The organism is Rothia sp. HMSC036D11 (assembly GCF_001814205.1).
GTDB classification, from domain to species: domain Bacteria; phylum Actinomycetota; class Actinomycetes; order Actinomycetales; family Micrococcaceae; genus Rothia; species Rothia dentocariosa.
The window spans coordinates 382,864-404,360 of the sequence record NZ_KV815278.1; the positions used below are offsets into that span (position 1 = coordinate 382,864).

General features: G+C 59.7%; 17 protein-coding genes. 13 read left to right on the plus strand and 4 right to left on the minus strand.

What is annotated here, in order from left to right; translation table 11 throughout:
* Positions 1 to 50: 50 nt before the first annotated feature.
* The gene (locus HMPREF2958_RS03920; protein ID WP_070696775.1) at positions 51 to 2,003 is read right to left on the minus strand and encodes a bifunctional 3'-5' exonuclease/DNA polymerase; all 1,953 of its coding nucleotides are present in this window, start codon (positions 2,001 to 2,003) and stop codon (positions 51 to 53) included.
* Positions 2,004 to 2,198: 195 nt separating this feature from the next.
* Here HMPREF2958_RS03920 and HMPREF2958_RS03925 point away from each other — a divergent pair, with 195 nt between their 5' ends.
* From HMPREF2958_RS03925 to HMPREF2958_RS03955, 7 genes are all read left to right on the plus strand, one after another.
* On the plus strand, positions 2,199 to 4,682 hold the full coding sequence (locus tag HMPREF2958_RS03925) for a PEP/pyruvate-binding domain-containing protein (protein ID WP_070696777.1): 2,484 nt from the start codon (positions 2,199 to 2,201) through the stop codon (positions 4,680 to 4,682).
* Positions 4,683 to 4,688: 6 nt separating this feature from the next.
* Positions 4,689 to 5,885, plus strand: coding sequence for an MFS transporter (locus tag HMPREF2958_RS03930; protein WP_083313691.1), 1,197 nt, complete (start codon positions 4,689 to 4,691; stop codon positions 5,883 to 5,885).
* Positions 5,886 to 6,100: 215 nt separating this feature from the next.
* Positions 6,101 to 7,897 (plus strand): TadA family conjugal transfer-associated ATPase, encoded by a 1,797-nt coding sequence (locus HMPREF2958_RS03935; RefSeq protein WP_070696792.1) that lies wholly within the window; start codon positions 6,101 to 6,103, stop codon positions 7,895 to 7,897.
* Complete coding sequence (locus tag HMPREF2958_RS03940) at positions 7,894 to 9,318, plus strand: type II secretion system F family protein (RefSeq protein ID WP_070696794.1); 1,425 nt, start codon at positions 7,894 to 7,896, stop codon at positions 9,316 to 9,318. The genes HMPREF2958_RS03935 and HMPREF2958_RS03940 overlap by 4 nt, the downstream gene beginning before the upstream one ends.
* Positions 9,319 to 9,402: 84 nt before the next feature.
* Positions 9,403 to 9,912, plus strand: a complete 510-nt coding sequence (locus tag HMPREF2958_RS03945) for a DUF4244 domain-containing protein (RefSeq protein WP_070696795.1) — start codon at positions 9,403 to 9,405, stop codon at positions 9,910 to 9,912.
* A gap of 60 nt (positions 9,913 to 9,972) precedes the next feature.
* The gene (locus tag HMPREF2958_RS03950; RefSeq protein ID WP_070696797.1) at positions 9,973 to 10,395 is read left to right on the plus strand and encodes a TadE/TadG family type IV pilus assembly protein; all 423 of its coding nucleotides are present in this window, start codon (positions 9,973 to 9,975) and stop codon (positions 10,393 to 10,395) included.
* A gap of 35 nt (positions 10,396 to 10,430) precedes the next feature.
* The gene (locus tag HMPREF2958_RS03955; RefSeq protein WP_246828016.1) at positions 10,431 to 10,937 is read left to right on the plus strand and encodes an Rv3654c family TadE-like protein; all 507 of its coding nucleotides are present in this window, start codon (positions 10,431 to 10,433) and stop codon (positions 10,935 to 10,937) included.
* A gap of 56 nt (positions 10,938 to 10,993) precedes the next feature.
* On the opposite strand, the gene HMPREF2958_RS03960 is transcribed toward HMPREF2958_RS03955, so the two are convergent.
* Complete coding sequence (locus HMPREF2958_RS03960; RefSeq protein WP_070696854.1) at positions 10,994 to 13,519, minus strand: DEAD/DEAH box helicase; 2,526 nt, start codon at positions 13,517 to 13,519, stop codon at positions 10,994 to 10,996.
* A 162-nt stretch (positions 13,520 to 13,681) separates the two neighbouring features.
* On the opposite strand from HMPREF2958_RS03960, the gene HMPREF2958_RS03965 reads away from it, so the two are divergent.
* The 3 genes from HMPREF2958_RS03965 to HMPREF2958_RS03975 are packed head-to-tail and all read left to right on the plus strand — an operon-like array spanning position 13,682 to position 15,324.
* A complete protein-coding gene (locus HMPREF2958_RS03965; RefSeq protein WP_246828017.1) occupies positions 13,682 to 13,897 on the plus strand; it encodes a hypothetical protein in 216 nt (71 codons plus the stop codon).
* Positions 13,898 to 13,906: 9 nt separating this feature from the next.
* On the plus strand, positions 13,907 to 14,821 hold the full coding sequence (locus HMPREF2958_RS03970; RefSeq protein WP_070696800.1) for an oxygen-dependent tRNA uridine(34) hydroxylase TrhO: 915 nt from the start codon (positions 13,907 to 13,909) through the stop codon (positions 14,819 to 14,821).
* Complete coding sequence (locus HMPREF2958_RS03975; RefSeq protein WP_070696801.1) at positions 14,818 to 15,324, plus strand: GyrI-like domain-containing protein; 507 nt, start codon at positions 14,818 to 14,820, stop codon at positions 15,322 to 15,324. The genes HMPREF2958_RS03970 and HMPREF2958_RS03975 overlap by 4 nt, the downstream gene beginning before the upstream one ends.
* Before the next feature lie 10 nt (positions 15,325 to 15,334).
* On the opposite strand, the gene HMPREF2958_RS03980 is transcribed toward HMPREF2958_RS03975, so the two are convergent.
* Both HMPREF2958_RS03980 and HMPREF2958_RS03985 read right to left on the minus strand, forming a co-directional pair.
* Positions 15,335 to 15,799 (minus strand): pyrimidine dimer DNA glycosylase/endonuclease V, encoded by a 465-nt coding sequence (locus HMPREF2958_RS03980; protein ID WP_070696802.1) that lies wholly within the window; start codon positions 15,797 to 15,799, stop codon positions 15,335 to 15,337.
* Positions 15,800 to 15,941: 142 nt separating this feature from the next.
* A complete protein-coding gene (locus tag HMPREF2958_RS03985) occupies positions 15,942 to 17,321 on the minus strand; it encodes a hypothetical protein (protein WP_246828018.1) in 1,380 nt (459 codons plus the stop codon).
* Positions 17,322 to 17,880: 559 nt separating this feature from the next.
* On the opposite strand from HMPREF2958_RS03985, the gene HMPREF2958_RS03990 reads away from it, so the two are divergent.
* From HMPREF2958_RS03990 to HMPREF2958_RS04000, 3 genes are all read left to right on the plus strand, one after another.
* Positions 17,881 to 18,960 carry an LLM class flavin-dependent oxidoreductase gene (locus HMPREF2958_RS03990; RefSeq protein ID WP_210400876.1) on the plus strand — a complete coding sequence of 360 codons (1,080 nt, stop codon included), beginning with the start codon at positions 17,881 to 17,883 and terminating at the stop codon, positions 18,958 to 18,960.
* Between the two features lie 138 nt (positions 18,961 to 19,098).
* Positions 19,099 to 20,826, plus strand: a complete 1,728-nt coding sequence (locus HMPREF2958_RS03995) for a DUF7059 domain-containing protein (protein WP_070696805.1) — start codon at positions 19,099 to 19,101, stop codon at positions 20,824 to 20,826.
* A gap of 91 nt (positions 20,827 to 20,917) precedes the next feature.
* Positions 20,918 to 21,361 (plus strand): pyridoxamine 5'-phosphate oxidase family protein, encoded by a 444-nt coding sequence (locus tag HMPREF2958_RS04000; protein ID WP_004005453.1) that lies wholly within the window; start codon positions 20,918 to 20,920, stop codon positions 21,359 to 21,361.
* The last annotated feature ends 136 nt before the right edge of the window (positions 21,362 to 21,497 follow it).

The following is a 21,497-nucleotide window of genomic DNA, read 5'->3' on the forward strand; positions in this document are numbered from 1 at the left end:
TACTTAAAGGCTCGTGGGAGGGAACGGAAACGAGCGTAGGTGGCGCGGGTCTATTTACCTTCGGCATAGTTGGTTGTGACCGTCACCGAGACCGGGAACTCCACCGGCACCGTGCCGAAAAGTAGGCGGGCCGCCTCTGCAGCAGACTCCCGCAGAATCCTCTCGACCCGCTCCGCCTCAAGCTTGGGGCCGCACAGCAACAGCTCATCGTGCAGAAAATAGACAATTTTGGTGCGCATAGGCATGCCGAAAACCGTCTCGGTCAGCAGACGCGAACGAACCCTGCCCATCCAGCACAGCGCCCATTCCGCAGCCGTTCCCTGCACCACAAAATTGCGGGTCATACGCCCGTAAGAGCGAGAAAGGGAGACAGCACGCGACTCAGCCGCAGGGGTAGAACGGTCTGCGACCGTCCGTTTGAAACGTTCGTCTGGCGCGGGTGAGGTGCGCCCCAAAAAGGTGGTGACCTGCCCGCCCACCTCGCCGATGCGCGCCGCACGTTCCGTAAACTCCATCGCACGCGGGAAAAGCTTGGCAACATGCGGCAGCAGCGCCCCAATCTCTCCGCTGCGCCCACCGTACATAATGGCGAGAAGCCCCACCTTAGCCTGTGCGCGTTCGGTGAGCGCCACGCCCTCAAGCCGGGCGAGTTCGGCGATTCCCGCATACATATCGGTGCCGCGGCCCGCCGATGCCAGCGCCTCGTCGTGGCTGAGCGCCGCCAGGATGCGCGGCTCAATCTGCGAACCGTCAGAAACGAGAAAAACCTCGCCTTCGGGCGCTAGAATTGCCGAACGGATTTCGGCGGGAAGCTGCAGAGCCCCGCCGCCGGATGCGCCCCACCGCCCGGTCGCGGCGCCTCCAACTTCAAGATGCGGGCGAAAACGACCGTTGCGCACCCAGGAATCCGCCCAAGACCACCCGTTCGCTGTAAAGATACGGTACAACTTCTTGTACCTGAGAATGGGTTCGATGAGTGCCCACCGCCGTTCCCGCTGCGTGGCAGTCTCGTCAGCCCAGCCCTTGAGCACATAGGAGCGAGTGCTGGGCACGTTCACCCCGGCGGCGTGAAGTGCGCGTAAAAGTTCCTGCGGGGAATCCGGGTTCAGATGGGGCGCGAAAAGGTCGGCGCGAATCTGCTCGGCAAGCTCCATCAACTTGGCGGGATGCTCGCCTTCGGGCGGGCGCGGGCCCAAAATTTCAGTCAAATGGGCATCATGCGCGGCGGTGTCAAAGGGAATGCCGTAGTATTCGATTTCTGCCGCGACCAGGGACCCTGCCGATTCCGCCGCCGCCAATAATCGCAGCCTTTCGGGGTGCGCACCGGTGGCGATCGCCCGCAGCTGCGCGGTAAATTCGTCGAGATGCCGGTGCACCAGCTCAGTATCTGCCGATGTCAGTGTTGATGGTGCCGCTTCATGACCGGATACAGTATTTTCTTCTGCCGCCGTCAAAAAATCTTCCCCGAAAAGCTCGCCCTGACCGGCAATTTGGCGTGCGACGGGCAGCTTACCCGCAGGTTTTTCGACAGTATCCTGCGCCAGGTCGAGAACGGGTTCATAACGAACATGCCCGCTCGGGTGAGTGCTCGCGGTGCGCAGAATTCGCTGTACCAGGCGCATATCGTGGCATAGCTGAACCCGCACCCCTTTGCGCAGCAGAATAGGCGCAATTGTGCGGGTGTCAGCCCATATCCAGCGTGCGTGCGGCTGCTTCGACTCGGGGTTAATGCGCGGGTCAGAGCGGCGTTCGACTTCGCGCACATAGGCGGGCAGATTCCCGGTACTCACGCGGTCGGCGCGCAGAATATTGAGCTTCGTATGAGGCCCGGACAGCTGCGCCGGGGCAAGAGATTCGACGTGAAAAACTCCCCAAAAAGCGGGGGAGGAAGGGGAACCATGCCCCGATGTCCCCGTGCCCGTGTGGGTGCGCGCGGGATGCGCATCCAGCGGAATGACCGAACCGCTGGCGGGCGCATCGAGGGGAACAACGAGAATGTACACACTCCTATTATCGGTGAGAGAACCCCGAATATGCGAAGACGGCTATGCGTGAACCTGCATGTGGGGGCGAACTCGATGACAGCAATCTATGTCCAAACCCTGCCGCGACAGATATTCTAAAAGAACAGAGAAACGCTTTGCCGTTGAGACAGGACAAAGAGCGAAACGAAGCACAATTAAGGCGGTGATCGGGCGATGACTACCCCACACGAACAAGAGACGACCGCGTTCATAGCCTGGTTCCGGCGAGGTCATCCTTCCGGGGACGCCCAGGTGGCCAGCGTCGGCGGCAAGGGAGCCAACCTTATAAAGATGCATCGCGCCGGTCTGAACGTGCCGCCAGGATTTTGCGTGACAACCGACGCCTACAGGGCAGCCGTCGCACCGATTGCTGAAGATATTATTCATGAGGCAGCCGGTACGAACTCTCACGCTGCACGAGAGCTGATCCTGAAGCAAGAAGTCCCGCGCGCCGTGCGAGATGCCGTCGTCGAGGCTTACCGGGCGCTGGGATCGCCGGTTGTGGCGGTACGTTCATCAGCGACAACGGAAGACCTGGACAGCGCGAGTTTCGCGGGGCAGCAGGATACCTATCTCGGCGTGCAGGGAGAAGACTCAGTTGTCGATGCCCTAAGGCGATGCTGGGCTTCACTCTGGACGGATCGGGCGGTGGCATACCGCACAGAAGCCGGGTTCTCCCACAAATCGGCGGAACTTGCCGTGGTAGTGCAGGAAATGGTCGCTGCAGACATGGCGGGCGTCTTATTTACGGCAGATCCTATCTCTGGCATGACAGGCCGGATGCTCGTCAGTGCCTCCTACGGTCTTGGCGAGTCTGTCGTCGCCGCCCACGTCAACCCGGATACATTTACGCTGGACTCGCGGGGGCACGCTGTCGAGACGATCATCGGGGATAAAGAAACGCGCATCGACCTCGACCACACTGGCGGGACTAAGATAAGCCCGGTTCCACCGGATGATCGCGCGGCTTCATGCCTGTCAGACTCCGATCTTCGACGGCTCCACGCTCTCGGGCGGCAGGTATCCGCCTATTACAACGCACCCCAAGATATCGAGTGGGGTATATGCGGCGATGAGCTCTACCTCTTGCAGACTCGACCGATTACATCTTTATCGAATCCGTCGAAAACCGACTCGGGACACGGACCTGCAAAGTCAAAGATTCTGCAGATGATGCGTGATGACCTGATCGAGCATTATCCCGCACCATATCCCCTAGACATCATGCCCGTGCGCAAGGTACAGCAGGAAGTTCAGCAAGTTCTCGGTTCTTTCGGCGTGGATACACCACCCGTTGATCGTGTTATCCGCATCAGCGATGATGGGATTGCGAGTATTCACGCAACGTGGCCGCGTGTTTCGCCGCGCATCGTAACGCACTTGCCGCGCACGATTCGACAGGCCTTTTCGTCGGCGAATCCCGACTGGGACGCAGACTCGCTGGATTGGAAACATGAACTTGAAGCATTCCAGGTGGATAACCGGACGCTTGAGAGTATAACCGACCGTGATCTGATTGCGCGGAGCCACCGTGCGGTTGATGCGGCAGCTGAGCTTACGCGCGCTCGCTTCTCGCGCTACCTCATGCCGCTAATGTTCAAACGTGCTGAGGCGGATGTGATGATGAAAATTGCGCGGCTCGGCCCGAGCGTCACCACCGAGGATTTATTCGCGAACCTCGATTTTGTGACGGCACATATCGACCGTGAGATTTCGCGTCTCTGCGAGCGCGCCCGCGAACTCGGTCTCGACGACGTCCTTGTGGAAACAGATAACGCGGTTGAATCTCTCTCGAAGCACGCCAACGGGCCAGCGTTTCTCGAAGAGGTTCAGCAGACGCTGTCGCGGATTGGGGCGCGCACACCGCGCATGTACCTGCCCTATTCAAGCAGGTCTTGGGGTGAGAACCCCGAATCATTTTTCACACTGATTGCCGCTGGTATTCGTGGTAGGCACACCATGGATGCAGATCGGGCCGATAAACGTCAGCTTGTGCGCAGCCGGCTGCCACGGTTCCTGCATAAACGTTGGGATAAGACGGTCACCGCGTTGCGGGCTCTGCATGTCGCACGTGAAGGCTCTCTGTATCTCATCGAAGAATGGTTTGTTGAGGCTCGTAAGGTCATGGACGAGGTCGCACATCGGCTCGTTGAACGCGGCATCTTGGCGAATCCCTCAGACGTAACCTATGCGCTGTTTGGTGAGGTAGAATCTGCGCTGCTTGCAGAAGAACCATCCTCCGATCTGCAGCAGACGATCTCACGTCGAAAGCAGAAGCGCACAACCGCTGAAACCTTGTGGTGGGATCGAGGGAAGCACCGGTCCGAGACGGACGGCATCAAAGGGGTTGGCGCGAGCCCAGGGGTGACGATGGGCACGGCACGGGTTATCCACGGGCCGGAAGAATTCGGGCTGCTGGAACCGGGCGAAATACTCGTGTGCCGGTACACCGATCCAACCTGGACCCCACTGTTCAATGTGGCTGCCGCCGTGGTGGCTGATACCGGAGGCCCGCTTTCTCACGCGGCCATCGTCGCGCGCGAGGTCGGGATTCCTGCTGTGCTTGGCACTCAATCCGGTACGCAGGATATTACGTCGGGTCAGACGATTCGGGTTGATGGGAACACGGGACTGGTTACACCGGTCGAAAGTGAGTGAGGGCAGATGAGTCGTCGTCACTGGTGTCTGGCAGCCGTGCTCATTGGGTCTGCTTCGGCTACGCTGATGCAGAACTTTATCACGGTCAGTTTGCCGACGATTGCCTCCGAGCTCGCCGGTCACAGCACCGTGGGGTGGGTTGTGGGTGCCTACATGTTAGCGTCCACCGCAGTGCTTCTGAACAGTGGTCGCTGGGCCGACCGCCAAGGACCACGGAAAGTCTATGTTGTAGGCACCCTGCTGTATGCGTCAGCCACAGTACTGACCTCGCAGTCTCAGTCGATGATGCAGCTCATTATGTTCAGGGTTATTCAGGGTCTTGGCGCTGGCATTATCGTGCCCGCGAGTATGGCGGCTGTGACCCGGTACTGGCGTGATAAACGTTTGGGGAGGATTATCGGTCTGCTGGGCTCAATGCAGGTTGTCGCGACACTGATCGGGGCACCCCTCGGGGGCTGGCTGACCTCAGTTCTCGGCTGGCGTGTGGCGTTCGCAAGTCCCGCTCTTCTCTCTATCGTGGCTCTTGCCCTCTCGTTGAGCCTCCCCGGAAGCCGGTTGCCGAGTGAACCCGATGAAGCGCGAAGCCTCCGGTCTGTACTGGCTGAGCCGGTATTCGTGCGAGGACTGATCAGCACGGCGGGTTTGTCGAGCCTTGCCTTCGGTGCCGCCGCCTATCTGCCCATGTCAATGGCCCATGCGCTGCAGATGGATGCCGCAACTTTAGGGTGGCTGGTACTGCCCCTGGTGGCCGGAAGCGGGGTTGGTTCCGCAATCGGCGGACTGCGCGCGCACCATGAGCGCACAGAGGTAATCGGGTGGCTGACCGCGACTATCGGCGTTCTGACGTGCCTGGTGCCTCATATCTGGTCGCTGACTGTGGGAGGTGCACTCGTGGGCATAGGTGTTGGCATCGGTATGCCCGCGATTTTCGTGAGGCTCCAGGATGCGATCGGCGGCGGGAGCGAGGCCGTGACAAGCGGGTTTGTTCAATTCGCTAGGAACGCGGGCGGTGCTTTGGGTGTTCCCCTCTACGGAGTTGGGTTGATTCTGCCGGTGGCTCTCTCCGTCTCTCTGCTGCTGACCTTCTCATTCATGTCTGCCGCCGCGATCGGCGGACTTATTCTGTGCTGGGCGGGAATCATTGGTGTTTCTTCTTATAACCCGGTACATAAATCGTCACGTAAAGGCAAGACAATAGGGTGAGGCGATTGATGGGCCGGGCGCAAAGCGGCACGGTTAGCGCGGCGCGTCATAGAGCGACGTAAAAGCGTGGTGTGCACGCTGGGCGAGCGGAGAGACGGTACGGGAATGGCCTCTTGTCCTGTGGATACATTGTAAAAGTGTCCCATAGGGCGAAGTTATCCACAGTCTGCAGCTCGGCTGCCGTGCACATGCGCGAAAACCTGTGAAATAGGGGTATGGCAGCTTTACCTCCTTCACCTCAGGCAGTATTTCGCACCCAAACGGCAGAACACGGCGTTTTCCGGGCATTCTCTCGCGGCGCCGACAGCGCTTATAGATCGGGCAGTGCCGAGACAGTAGGCACTGATGTTGCTTCCGAGCAAACAGACTTCGTCGCCTGTGGAAACTATGCCCCGCCCGAAACCCTCTCGATTGTTGGCACCTGCATACCGCCTCAAGAGCTGATGGCACCCGATTTTTCAGCCGAGACGAGAGAGCGCCTGGGGCTCACGCCTATTCCGGTGTTTGAGGATCACCGTGCGCGACGCATCGCCCGGCATGCCCTAACCTATCTGCTGGCGCGCCCACCCAGCCCGCACGCCGAGACCGATCAAGCTTCACCCGCTGCTTCGGCAGAAGGCGAAAATCCCCGATTGTGGTCGAGTAAAGACCTAACGTTGGCGGTGCAACAGGCCTGCGAAGAGGACATGTACGGGGACGAAAACCACGAGTTTCCCGTCGAGCACGAGCCCGACCTCGTATCGCGTGCGTTATCCTGCTTGCACGCCGAACTTTACGGTCTGGGCGCGCTTGAAACCCTCACACATATTCCCGGAATCACCGATATTTACGTGAACTCCCCGCAGGATGTGTGGGTTCAGGCGCACGGACAAACCCAACCGGTAACCCTCACCTTCGAGACCGAGGTGCAGGTACGCCAACTCGCCAACCGTCTTATTAGGGCGCACGGCGGCAGGCTCGATGCGGCGCATCCTGCGGATGACGTGCACGATGACTCCGGGCGGCGTATTCACGCGGTTATTCCGCCGCTGGTCGAGAACACGCACCTGTCTATTCGTCTGCCCGCCCAAAGCTGTTTGACACTTACCGCGCTCCGCGAAAGCGGCATGTTTGATGGGGCGACCGAGCAAGCCCTGCGCACCATGATTGCGCGGCGGCAGAACTTTGTCGTCAGCGGGGGAACCGGTACCGGAAAAACCACGCTTCTCAACGCGCTTTTAGGCGAATGCGAAGCCTGGGAACGCCTCATGATCCTGGAAGATACCCCGGAACTGAGCCCGCGGCATCCGCATACGGTGAGCCTCAAAACCCGTGCCGCGAACGCCGAAGGCGCCGGAGAGATCACGCTGGGAGACCTGCTGGTGCAAGCTCTGCGCATGGCACCCGATCGGCTCATGGTGGGGGAGTGCCGCGGCTCTGAAATCCTGCACCTGCTTAACGCCATGAACACCGGGCACCAGGGCGCAGGTACAACGCTGCACGCGAATTCCGCGTTTGCTGTGCCGCATCGTCTTGCCGCGCTGGGTGCGCTCGCCGGTTTGGATGAACGCACTGTAGCCCTGCACGCTTCCACCGCATTTGACCGCATTATTCACCTGGAACAGGTGCAGGGCGTGCGGCGAATCGCTGGAATTTACCGGCTTGACCTGTGCCAGGATGCGCTGGTGGTAACGCCGTGCGAGCCGGGCTCTGCGGGTGAACTCTTAGCAGACGAAGACTCAACGGCAGGCGATTCGGCGGGTGGCGCCCTACCTGAAGGTAACGGGGAAAACTTACCGCCGAGCTCTCCCACGGACGTTATTTCACCGGGTACGCACGATGCCCATGCACGCTCGACAGCCGTGCAGCCCGCACACGAACACCGCGGCGCAACCCCCGAAACGCTAACTGCGTCTACCCCATGTACCTATGGATACGACCCGGGGGTTCGCACCGATTCTGACGTGCCGACCTATACAGACGCACCACGGGAGCAAATCGACCGTAGCAGTCGGGGAGGAGAGGAACTATGAGCCTGATGGTGCATCATAAGACGCCCGCCGCCGGTTCGTCTCAGAGAACGGCGCATAAAAACGTGGGCGACAGTATGGCATTTGGCGAGTATCTGCCCGCCACAACACGGCCTCGGCTAAAGACACGGTTTCAAAGGCTTATTCCGCCGACTCCACCAACCTCAACCGAGATGCGTCTATGGCCGCAAGCGTTGCGCGGTATATCTGCAACCCTGGATGCGGGTCTGAGCCTGCGCGAGGCAACGGCTGAAAACCGTACCCGGCATCCGCCTGGCGCTGGTGACCTTAAGGTTCACGGTTCCGCAGCACAAAGTCGGGAAACGGGGAACGCTGATGGGAACGAACCCGAAAAATCCTCGCTCCTTCGCCGGGCGCTGCACCGGCTGACGGGCAGCAGACGCGAACGGGCATACCGGCAAACCCAAGACGATATTGACGAGTTATTAGACACTTTGGCCCGTGAAGAACAGCTTGGTTTTGCAGCGGGAACAACCCTGGGCGCCCTCAACGCGCGGCGGGCACACAGCCGGGAGCGCATCCGCGAACTCGGCCTGTGCTTACGTATGAACGAAACCACCGGCGCACCTCTGGCGCAGACCCTACGAGCTGCGGCCGAACACGCCGAAGAACATCTGGATGCTCTTCTCGGGCGAGAAAGTGCGCTGACGGGGCCGAAAACGACCGGCAAGATACTGTCGTGGCTGCCGTTTATCGGCTTAGCGATGGGCTGGCTGATGGGAACGGACCCCGTCGGTGCGCTGACTGGTTCGCTGGCTGGCCTGCTGACTGGTTTTTTCGGCATCACGCTGGCGCTTCTTGGGAGGCGCTGGACGGCTCGGCTTGTGCATCGAGCCGAACGCAGCTCCGTGCTGGCTGAGGATCCCACGCCGAAGAATGCCCGCGCTCACGGAACTAAGCGGCGCCGAAGAGAAAAGAAACCGCCGAAAGAACCGGCAGGTTTTGGCGGTTCTGCAGAGACTGAGCCGCTGGATCCGGCGCTGATGCTTGAGCTTCTTGCCGCACAATTGCGTGCGGGTCTCGGTCTGACCGGCGCCTTACAGACTCTTGGCCGGGCACTCGCGCATGAAGAACGAGCGATAAGCGATGCGCTAGAGCACATCACCTTGACCCTGACGGTAAGCGCCGATTGGCAGGCCGCCTGGGATGGGTACGACCATCCGCTCCTGCGGGAATTGGCGCGGATTCTGGCACCGGCGTATTCGGCGGGAACACCCAGCGCGGCGCTGCTGCGGCACTGCGCGGCAACCTATCGGCTGGAAGAGCGCCGGGCGGCGGAGCGCGCATCCGCAAAACTTGCCGTGGCGCTGGTTCTGCCGCTGGGACTGTGCTCGCTTCCGGCCTTTATCTGCTGCGGAATCATACCGATTGTGATCTCGCTTCTTCCGGGGCTGCTGGCCTGAATCCGGTGGACTTTACCCCGGGGCACGTTGCACCAAATCTACCCACAAAAATTATCAAACAACACTATATGAAAGGAAACAACGATGACTGTTGTACACTCTTCTCCTGCTCTGCACACCACGCACCGGAGCACTCAGGAATGCCTTGAGACCTATGCGCGCACGGAAGAGAACCCCGTACTTTTAGGGCAGGCACTCGACGAATACACGAACATATACCTGCAGCAGCTTGAACCGCATCTTGCCCAACAACTGGCGCAGGCGCTTGCCGCCGGTTGCACCTTCGATAAATGCGCAGAAGAATGCCGTTCCCTGAGCGAGCACGAGGAACTCTTCGCGGGAATTCGCACGGATGAAGCCGCCGAACTGCACGAGATGACCTCGCCTACCGACGAGACTGAATATGCAGACGAAAACGACCCGGAGGAGGGCGCCAGCACCGCAGAATACGGCATCGTAATGCTCGCCGCCGTAGGTTTTGCCGGCCTGCTGGTCGCCATTCTCAAGTCCGACGAGATTCGCGGCATGCTCGTAGATATGGTCAAGAACGCCCTTGCAACGGGCGGTTCTGGGCTGACCTTTGGGCTTTTCTAAACCCGGTACTACCCGTGAAAACCGCGAGAGAGTTGCCCAAATCCGACGAAAGGAACGTCTATGAGGCTTATACACCGCATGATGCGCGCCTGGCGGTTAAGCGCACGTGATGAGGGCGCCGTGACTGCCGAATTCGCGGTCGCTCTGCCCGCCGTGATCGCAGTGCTTGCGCTCTGTCTATCAGCGGCAGCGGTGGGAATAGCCCAGTCGCGGCTCGAAGAATCCTCGCGAGTCGCGGCGCGTGCCTTCGCTCGGGGAGACAACCTAGCCGCCGTGCAGCATGAAGTTTCACGGATAGACCCCAGTATTAACCTGCAGGTGCAGACCGTGGAAGAAACATCGGGGGTGCGGCAGGTGCGGGTTCAGGTGGAGCGCGCGGCACCGGGGGTTATCGGCTCGGTAACCGGCTGGAGGCTGCAGGCCACTGCGACCGCACGGGTTGAGGGCAGCTCGGATAACGCCACGACGGCTGGCGGCGAATAAATATGGTTACGCCCGGTTTCATCTGGAACGCATGTGTGCCGCCGTTTGCCAAGCCGCAGTGTGAGGCGGCTGATCGACCGCAGCCGACCGAAAACCCTGAGGAGGGGAGTGGCACCGTACTCGCAGTAGGCATTATCGCCGCCCTGCTGATCCTGGCAACCGTCATCATCGGTTTTGCCGGGGTAAGCACGGCGAATCGGCGGGCGGCGCAGGCGGCAGACCTAGCGGCGCTCGCCGCGGCGGATGCGCTGCGCGGCATCACCCCTGGGGATCCTTGCGATATTGCCGCCCAGGTAGCCCGTGATAATAACGCCAATCTGGTGGGATGCGCCCTCGCGGATCGCCCCGAAACCGTGGATATTCGGGTGAACTCTGCTGTGCAAGGACCATTCGCTTTCCTCGGCGATGCGCAAGGTACATCGCGCGCCGGGGCACCGCATCCGGACTCTGGGGAGGGCGCACCCGATGAGGGATTATCCAGCGACGAGATCCCCGAGAACGCCCCCTCCAACCGAACCGCTGAAGAGCCGGGAAGCCCGTAAAATCCCTGATTACCGCAATGAATGCGCTAGTCAGACCTCGTAGGATGCTCTAGTCTTTACAGCATGTCCCGTTCGGCCTCATCGAGTGAGTGCAGCATTGCCCGTAGCAGGTTTTGTGCGCCAGCCTTCGACAGCGGTTCGTTGCGGTTGCCGCATTTGGGGGACTGCACGCAGGAGGGGCAGCCGCTCTCGCATCCGCAGGAATCAATGGCGTCCAGGGTTGCGCCCAGCCAGGTGCGAACCGCCTCAAACCCGCGCTGGGTAAAGCCTGCTCCGCCGGGTGCGGCATCGTATACGAAGATGGTGGGGCGTTCCGTATCGGCGTGGTACAGGGTGGAGAGTCCGCCTAAATCCCAGCGGTCGCAGGTCGCAATCAGCGGTAATAAGCCGATGGCGGCGTGTTCTGCGGCGTGCAGGGTGCCGGGTGCATCAGGTTCAGCCACACCGGCGGCAAACAGGTAGCTCGGTTCAAAGGTAAACCAGATAGCCTCGGTCATCAGGATGCTCGGCGGCATCTCCATCGGCTCATCACCCAGGTACTCACTGCCGTACACCGAAAACCGTTGAAAACCCATAACCTGATCGGTCACCTGAACCCGCCCGCGATGCAGCGTCAGCCCAGCAGTATCGGGCTGGGTGCCGTCGAACCCGTACCGCACACCCGCCTTTTCCTGCAAAATCTTCACCTCGGTTGCCTCAATCGCTCGCGTGTAATAGTCGGGGTACACCCGCGAGAGCAGAATAACGCGCGCCGCTTCATCTAGGGACTCCACTAGGTATTGGGCATTCTGATGAATATAGATAGCACCCGGGTGACCCTGAGTCATTGCCTGCGCCAAATCCATCGTGCCGATCAGCGAACCATCCTCGGCATCAATCAGCTGATAGGGACCACCGCCGGTGGCGCGCAGATCCACCAGATTCGTCGCCGACTCCGCGTGCGTCCAATACCAGCCATCCGCCCGGCGGCGCAGATAATTCTGCTGCACCAACCGGTTAAGCAGAGCCTCAGCATGCTCGCCGAACAGGGAAAGCTCCTCGGCACGCAGCGGCGACTCCGCCGCGGCAGCGCACAAATGCGGCGAAAGCACATACGGGTTCGTCGGGTCGAAGACGGTAGCCTCCACGTTCTGCCCGAAAATCGCCTGCGGATGATGCACCAGGTACGTATCCAACGGATCGTCCCCGGCGATAAGCACGGCGAGCGCATCCTGACCCCCGCGACCGGCACGCCCAATCCGCTGAATAAAGGATGCGCGGGTTCCGGGCCAGCCCGCCACGAGTACCGCATCCAGCCCGGAAATATCGATACCCAGCTCAAGTGCGGAGGTACTTGCCAGCCCGAGCAGTTCGCCGGTGCGCAGCCGATGCTCAAGCTCACGGCGTTCCTCGGGCATATACCCCGAACGGTACGCCGCCACCCGATGCGCCAGCCCCGCCTCGGTCTCGTCAAGGTAGCGCTGCGCTCGCTGAGAGATCAGCTCAGCACCGCGCCGCGACCGGGTGAAGGCAAGCGTGCGGGTGCGTGAGAGTACCAGGTCGGTGAGCATCTGAGCGCCCTGTTCAATAGCGGAGATACGCTGTGGCGCCTGCTTTTCCGCCTCGGAACGGGTGTCGAAGGCGTTCGCGCCGGCGGCGAGCTTATCGGTCACTTGTGTATCGGGTAGGAACTCCGGTTCCCATAGGATGACGGTGGATTCTCCACGGGGCGCGGTCGATGCGGTAATCGCGTCAATGTTCCCCTCGGGTACTCCAATGAGCTTGGCGAAAGACTCGGCAGGGTTCGCGCTCGTGGCAGATGCTCCGTAAAACACCGGATTTACGCGGTAGAGCGCGCAGACTCGGCGCAGGCGGCGCAGCAGATTGGCGATATGCGCGCCGAACACGCCGCGGTAGCTGTGCACTTCGTCAAGCACCACATAACGCAGCCCGCGCAGGAAGTTCGCCCATTGCCGGTGGTTGCCCAGAATTCCGTAGTTGAGCATATCCGGGGTGGTGAGCACAAAATTAGCGTGTTCGCGCACCCACCGCCGCTCCTGCACCGGGGTATCGCCGTCATAGGTGGCAGCGGTGAGCCCGGGAAGATGATAGGCGGTGATGGCGTTGAGCTGGTCGGCTGAGAGTGCCCGCGCCGGTGAAATATATAGAACGTTCGCTCTCTGATAAAATCCCGTGGAACTCGTATCTGCTGCCGTGGTGCTGAGCGGTTCACGGTGCACCCCGCGGTAGAGAGCATCGAAGGCGGGCATGAGGTAACTCAGCGATTTTCCGGATGCGGTCCCGGTCGCCACGATCACGTGCCGCGCCGTTGTGCCCGACTCATCGTGCCCCTGCCCGGATGCTCGCCCGAAGGAGAGCCGGTGCGCGTCTTCGGCGAGTGCAGCATCGAAGGCGCAATGCGCTGCCTGTGCCGCCTGCACCTGGTGGGTGTATGGTTCGTGCACGCCCAGCGACTCGAATGCCTCAATCACGCGCGGGTGCAGCCAGTGCGGCCACGGCGAATACTGCCCTTCACGTGCGGGGATGCGGTGCACATGGGTGATTTGCGGGGGCAGCGAGCCGTCGTCGGGGAGCTTGGGCATGAGCCTGCTCAGCTGCTCGCGAAGGTTCTCGCCGGGGTGCGAGGCAGGGGAGAACCCGGGGTGCTCATCAGCCGGGGAATCAGGGGAAGGTTCGGGGCGCATCACACCATTGTAAAACCTCGGGTACGGTAAACCGGCGTTGGCAATCGCAGGGCGCCCGGTATGTTCCGCTCGCCCCAGCAGGAAGGTATTCGCTACCAGAAAACGGCGAAATCAGCCGGTGCAATGGGGCAGAAAAACGACGAGACATACCTCATGGTGAAGACACCACATGCACCCATCATCGTGGGCGCATCCTGCGGAAAAACAGGGATTATCGGCCACGTTACGGCACGAGCACCGCCGCCACGGCACACACGATGTATCCAGAAAGCGTAAAATAGGAGGGTGGCTCAGAATCGAATTATCTTGTATTACCAGTTTGCCCCCATAACCGACCCCGTGGCGGTCATGCTCTGGCAGCGCGCCCTGTGCGAGAAGCTCGGTTTGCGCGGGCGCATCCTCATTTCCAAACACGGCATTAACGGCACGCTTGGCGGCGAAATCAGCGCGGTTAAGGCGTACACCAAAGAGACCCGCCAGTACCCCGGCTTCAAGAACATGGAATTCAAATGGTCTGAGGGCGGGGCCGAAGACTTCCCCCGTCTGTCGGTCAAAGCGCGCGATGAAATCGTGGCGTTCGGCGCTCCCGACGAGCTCAAAGTAGACGAAAACGGCGTGGTCGGCGGTGGCGTGCACCTCAAACCCGAAGAGGTAAACAAGCTTGTGGAAGAACGCGGCGATGAAGTCGTCTTCTTCGATGGACGCAACGCATTCGAGGCCAAAATCGGTAAGTTCAAGAACGCCGTGGTGCCCGATGTGCGCACCACCCACGACTTTATCCGCGAGATCGAGTCCGGTAAGTATGACGATCTGAAAGATAAACCCGTCGTCACCTACTGCACCGGCGGCATTCGATGCGAAATCCTCTCAGCCCTCATGAAGAACCGCGGATTTAAAGAAATCTACCAGATCGACGGCGGTATTGTGCGCTACGGCGAAAAATACGGCGATAAGTCCCTGTGGGAGGGTTCACTCTACGTATTCGATAAGCGCATGCACATGGAGTTCACCCCGGATACCGTCACGATCGGCCAGTGCGAGCGCTGCTTGGCGCCGTCCAATAAGTTCGAGAACTGCTCGAATGAGAGCTGCCGTGAACTTGTGCTCCTGTGCCCCGAATGCGCCACCGACGATGCGAAACGCCGCTGCGTGCCCGAATGCGCGGTGGACCGCCAGAGCGCCCACGCTGGTATCTCATGAGCGAGTCCGTACAGGCGCCCGTGACGGTTTCACCCGCGCGCATTGAGAAACACGGTTCTTTGCTGGTCGCGGGGGTTTCCCAGGTGTATAAGCTGGGGGACGATTTTACGCCGCTGTGGGATGAGCTGAATCAGAAGGCATCCCCGGCGATGCTCGATATTCTGGCGGTCACCCAGTACATTGGCGTGTGCACCCAACCCAGTACCGATGGTTTCGTGCGCTACACGGCCGGTATTTTGGTTGATGACCGTGCCTCGGCACATAAACTTGGGCTGGGTCTGCTGGAACTTCCCGCGAGCACCTACGCGGTGGTTGAGGTTACCGGGCCGATTTCGCGGTCTATTCCAGCAGGTTTTGAGAGCTTCGAGCGTGAGTTCTTCCCGGCGTATCCACAGTACCGCCCGCTAGGCGGCCTGGAGGTGTACGGTCGCGGCGATATGCAGGCGGCAGATTACACGATGGAACTGTGGGTTCCGCTGCTAGAGGTTCCTGCATCAGCATAAAGCGCTCCGACTAGAACTCCTTGGTCTTCTCCCAAGCCTCTATTTCGCCAGGGACTACCTCGAACACGGGGTGCACCGCGGGCTTACCGGCCTGGGTGAATTTCGCGAGACGCTCGGTAAGAATAGGCTCCCAATCGGCATCTCGCCCGGCAACTTTGTGCGCTAAAAAGCTCAGCTCATAGGCAAGCTGACCCTCGGTCACGGGAATAGAGGTCAGGTTCTTACCCCGCTCAGCGGCGATCAGCGAACGGTTGAAGGAATACCCGCGCAGATGCGCCTCATCGGCGAGCCCGTGCAGATAAGCCCCAATAGCCTCTACCGGCTGCGAATGCGCACGAAACCGAATGAGCTGCGGATGATTCGTGTACCCTCGGGTGAGTCCGCGCAGCACTTTCTGCGCAAGTAAGCTCTCACGCCAGCACGCGATCAGGGCACGACGGTCAAGAAGGGACGGGTGGGCAGACCAAATACGCATCCACCCACTATACCGCCGCCGACCTGCGCTCTTAGGTAAAACAGCAGCGGCCCGCCCAAAAATATTGAGGCCAAGTGTATTTGTGGGGCGCTCGCATCCTTTCCAGATGCAGGCGCCCCATAGCGGTGTAGGCGCCTCTAGGCTACGAGTTCCGTGCCAGCCATTCCCAGTATTCTGGGCTTTCGGGGGAAGGCGGGTCGGGTTGTTTATTCGGATCTGAGGGGCAGAAAGAATATGTGATCGCACCGTCTTTGATTTCTCCCCGCAAGTATGACCCGCCTTCGGCGTTGATATAGGGGTTGAGTACATCGGGCGAAACAAAGTTTCCGCCGCCACCGCCGCCTCCGGAGGAAACACCCACGAACGCGATATCAGATTTTAGACTTTCGGACGCGGCAGCCACCGCTGAACCGGACCCGCCTCCACCGTAGCCCGCGCCACCGCCTCCGGAAACAATGTATCCGATACCATTGCGGTCATCGCTTGTGTTGCCTGCAGTATTGAGCGCATACCCGTAGGCGACAACGCCGTCAGCCCCGTTGCCGTTGGGGCCAGAGCTCCCGGATTTGCCTGCGGTATTTCCGGTATGAATCTCTGTTCGTGAGGTTGAGGAAAAGGTCAGCTCTTTATCTCCTGTGATAGTGGCGAGGGCGCCGCCGGAGCCGCCAGCCGTGTTGCTGCCATTCGACCCGGAAGGAATCAAAACCTCGGCGTCGTAGTGCTGATAGTAACGTTCCTGCCCCGAGCGCCCCAAACCTTCAGGCACATAATCATCGCCAGCAGAACCTCCCCGACCAATATGCAGATTAGAGCTTTCATAGGAAGTCGGATCGTCCGTTATCCAGGTTCCCCCGTTCTGGTTGGCGCGTGTGAACCCTCGTGCGCCTGCACCTCCGCCGCCTCCGGCAACGGCGAGCACGGTTTCTTGGGAAGTTTTTGCATCGACCATGACGATTGCCGAAGAACCGCCGCCGGAGCCCGAATAGACCGTAACCTTATTGCTGTGGCTGTTCAGTTTACCCTGTACGTCTGACCCCAGTTCGGTGGGCAGTGCCGCAGAGGAACCGCCGTTACCGTACCCTTCGCCACCTTTAGCGGGGCGGTCATAATATCCGACGCCGCCAGCACCCACATAGAATTTGATGCGCTGCCCGGGCGTTACCTTGACGGTTCCCTGAATGTGGGCACCACCGCCTCCGGCGCCACCGGTTCGGTTATATCCTGTGACCTCCGAATATTGCGCCGTCAGGTCACCGCCTGCGCCGCCGTGCAGGTCGAAACGCATATACGAGGCATAATCGGGAACCACAATTTCTTCATAGCCTTTTTCACCGGCTGCACGGCTTTGCGCGGCGGTGCGCACATCCTTGGCGAAAATACTGTAGCTTTTATCGGGGTCTAGGCAGGGGCCGTCGTCGGCAGATGATGATGCGTATGCCGGAATAACGGCGGTGCTCAGCACAAGCGGCGCAGCCCATGCGGTTCCGGTCACCAGATTGCGGCGAGAAAGACCTCGTCTCATGAAAATATCCTTGCGTTTGAAGTTGTCGTGAGTGTTTGCCGTTCGCAATGGCCCCAAAAAACCGCGCTGCACTGCCAGCTCAAGGCTGATAGGGCTTCGTAACGCGTGCGTGACGTCATGGTCAGCGAGATCCACTGTGACAGAGCGTTGCCATTATGTCATGACCTGTCTTATATCGAGTATTTCCTAAAATTCAGGTGCATCTTGAAGAGCTGAGCCAGAAAAGCAATGTCTGTAGTACCTGTACCTAGAAAATAATGAATCATATGGTTTTTCTGCCGGGGTCTTATACATAAAAGATTTGAACGAGGTATGGATATGCTAACGGTAGAAGAAATGTGCGTTCGTTACCTTGAGGTAAGTATTGCGCGTAAAAAATATAAATGAATCATTACCTAATATGTCGCATATATTTTATATTGAGTAGCTTTCTGACTAGTAGTTATATTGGTGGTCTTACTCATATTATTTAAAGCTTGTTCCGTAAAGTAAATAATTGTATGCTGAATGCTCATACACGAGGAAATACCCCCTGTAGGGCAATACGAAAGGCATAACAATGAACGCATCAGAAACTCAGAAAACCGAACTTGCGGTACAAAATCTTGAACCACAGCCGGGCACAGAGAAAAAACTTGGTTTTCTTTCTTTTGGGCACTGGGCCGAAATTCCCGGTTCGCGCGTGAACAGCGCATCTGAATCTTTGCACCAGGCTATCGACTTGGCGGTAGGTGCCGAAGACATCGGCCTGGACGGTGCTTTCTTCCGCGTGCACCATTTCGATCAGCAGCAGGCAACCCCGTACCCGCTTCTGTCTGCTATTGCCGCTAAGACCAACCGCATTGAGCTGGGCACCGGCGTGATCGATATGCGCTACGAGAACCCGCTGTACATGGCGGAACTTGCCGCGATGGCCGATCTGATTTCTGCCGGGCGCCTGCAGCTGGGTGTCTCACGCGGCTCGCCCGAATCCGTTATCCGCGGTTTCGAGAGCTTCGGTTATTTCCCCGCCGAGGGTGAAGATGAGAGTGCGATGGCGCGCCGTCACCTCGACATCTTCATGAAGGCAATCCAAGGCGAAGGCATGGCACCCTCTGCTCGGGTGCAGGGCAAGTACGCCCCCGTGCAGCCGCAGTCGCCCGGTCTGAGCGAGCGCATCTGGTGGGGTGCGGGATCTGACAGCACCGCCGTGTGGACCGCACAGCAGGGGCTGAATCTCATGTCTTCAACGCTGATGCTCGAAGATAAAGGTGTGCCTTTCGATCAGCAGCAGGCGGAGCAGATTCGCCTCTACCGCGATGAATGGGTCAAGGCAGGGCATACCCGCGTGCCGCGCGTTTCGGTCTCGCGTTCGGTGATCCCGATTATTGATGCCGATTCGGCGCGTTATTTTGGCCGCCGCGCGCAGGAAGATTCGCAGGATTACACCGGTATTATCGACAACACCTTCTCGCGGTTTGGGCGCAGCTACATTGGTGAACCTGACCTGATTGCCGAGGAACTCGCCCGTGATGCTGCCGTTCAGGCGGCAGATACCGTGCTGCTGACCGTACCGAACCAGCTGGGTGTGGACTTCAACCTGCGGATGCTCGAATCCATTGTGAAGGACATCAAACCCGCGCTGACGGTAAAGGCATAGCGGAGTTCCGCCTCCCAAGATCGAGTGGGAATACCGCGAGCAGGTGGTTTTGGTACGAGCAGGTAGTATTTTCCTACCTGCTCGGCCAAAAACCACCTGCTCGCGGCGTTAAGAAACGGGGCGCTTAGAATGGGGAGTATGGCTGATGAACTGTACTCCCGCATCCCCGACACCCCCATAAGCGACGATACCGCCCGGCTTGAGCGCATCCGGGGCGCCCTTGAAAGGCTTAACTACAGCTACGACGGGGTGCGTGAACTGCTGGGGGAACGCGCTTTTGAGGCAATGGCGCGCGACCAGGTTGTGCCCGGCACCTGGCGGGTACAGAACATCCTTGATGATGCGCACACCACCGACTCCGACCGCCGCCTGGCGCGCATGATCGGGTTTTTCTTGTTCGCACGCACCCTAACCCGCATGGAACTTGCCGATGCGCTCGACGGTGAACCCGCACTTGATGACTTTATCGCGGCAAATCTCGTGGAACCGGCGGAGTCAGAAAATACCCACGCCCCAGAGAACCCCGGCGAAGAACCGTATTACCGCGCCGTGTTTGACCTGCGACCGCATTCGGCTGATGACGGCACCGAGCTGTGGGTGGCCTCTGATTTGGGGGCGCATCAGCGACCCGGGGTGCTGCGCAAAGATCACGTGCTGGGTATCGGGCAGGCATCTCTGACTCTGGCGCAGATTACCGAGCGCACCCCCGTGGCGCGTGCCCTTGACGTGGGGACCGGCTGTGGCATTCAGACCTTCCACCTGCTCGCCCACGCAGACCACGTAACGGCCACCGATATTTCACCGCGCGCTCTCGCTTTCGCCCGTTTTAACCTGCTGTTGAATGCCCCCGCTCTGAAACTCGACCCGCAGAACCTTGAAGCACGCGTCAGCCTTCGACAAGGCTCTTTGCTGGAACCCGTGGCGGGGGAGCAGTTTGACCTTGTGGTCTCAAACCCGCCGTTCGTCATTACCCCGCGCCGCGCAGACGAAAGCAGCGACGACCAGTTTACGTACCGTGACGGCGGGCTGCCCGGTGACGATATTGTCAGCACGCTTATTCGGCGTATCCCCGAGGTTCTGGTGCCCGGCGGGCGCGCACAGATGCTCGGCAACTGGGAAATTCACCGCGATAACACCGGCGAGGCGCAGCCCTGGGATGCGCGCCTGCGCACCTGGTTCGCCGAATCCGCCACCGGCACCCCGAGCGAGGCGTGGGTAATTCAGCGCGAAGTGCTCACCCCCGAATCCTATGCGGAAACCTGGCTCAAAGACGCAAGCGAAAACCGCGACCGCGACCACTACAAGAACACCTATCGTGCCTATCTCGACGACTTTAAAAACCGGAACGTTCATTCTATTGGGTTCGGGATGCTCTGGCTCCGCCGCCCGGCGCACACTACCGAAACCGCACCCCTGAGCCGGTTCGAGGACATCACCTACCCCATAGCCCAGCCCATCGCGCAAAGCATCACCGAGGCCGTAGCACGCTTCGACCGCCTCACCGCCCTGACCGATCAGGCGCTTACCGAAGCCCACCTCGTCGTCGCAGAAGACGTGACCGAAGAACGCCACGGCCGCCCCGGCGCCGAGCATCCGAACGTAATTCTGCTGCGTGCCGGATCCGGGCTGTGCCGCACAATCCTGCTCTCAACCGAAACCGCTGGGTTCGTCTCCGCATGCGACGGCGAGCTGAGCATCGGGCAGATTTTAGGTGCGCTCGCCGTGCTTCTCGGCTGGGAAGACTACATGCCGGATACGCGCGCCGCCTTCGGCACCGAGAATGAGCATCCGCGCGATACCCTGCTTGTCGCTATTCGAGAACTCATCGAAAAAAGTTTTCTGCACTTTGCAGATGAAAACAGCTAACCCCCGGCACCCCAGCGCGAACCTATAAAACACGCCTTTGCCGCGCCGAACATCACAAATTTCGGCACGAAGAAACCCCTACACTAAAAGAATGACTATGCAAGACACCCCAGATACCACCAAGAAAATGAGCGCCGAAGACTGCTGGGCGCGCCTGCAGGCCAACAACCTAGGGCGACTCGTGCTCACCGACGGCAATTTTGTAGACGTGCTGCCTGTCCTCTACGGGGTAGCCGACCACGAAATCTACCTGCGCACCACCCGCGGCGACCGTTTCTCCGCCGTGGTTATGAGCCGCCGCGTCTCCTTTGAAATCGACGAGGAACTAGAGAACGGCATCCGCTCCGTGATCGTGCAGGGCGTGGCGCACTGGCTGCCGCCCGAAATGACCCCGCCGCTCGTGCACACTTTCGGTCTGCGCCACTACGAAAGCGGGCACCTCATGCAATGGGTGCGCATTGTGCCGCGCAAAGTGTATGGGCGCGAATACCCGCTTCTTCCCGCTCAGGGTGAAGGGTATTTTCCGTACAACTAATTTCGCCCGCCAGCTCGCCTAAGGCCCATATCTGCGGTTGCCAACTCGATACAGACGTGCATAATAACTGGTATCGTTGCATCCACACCCTTAATCCAAACACAAGCTGTAAAACGTGATAAGACACATGCGTGAT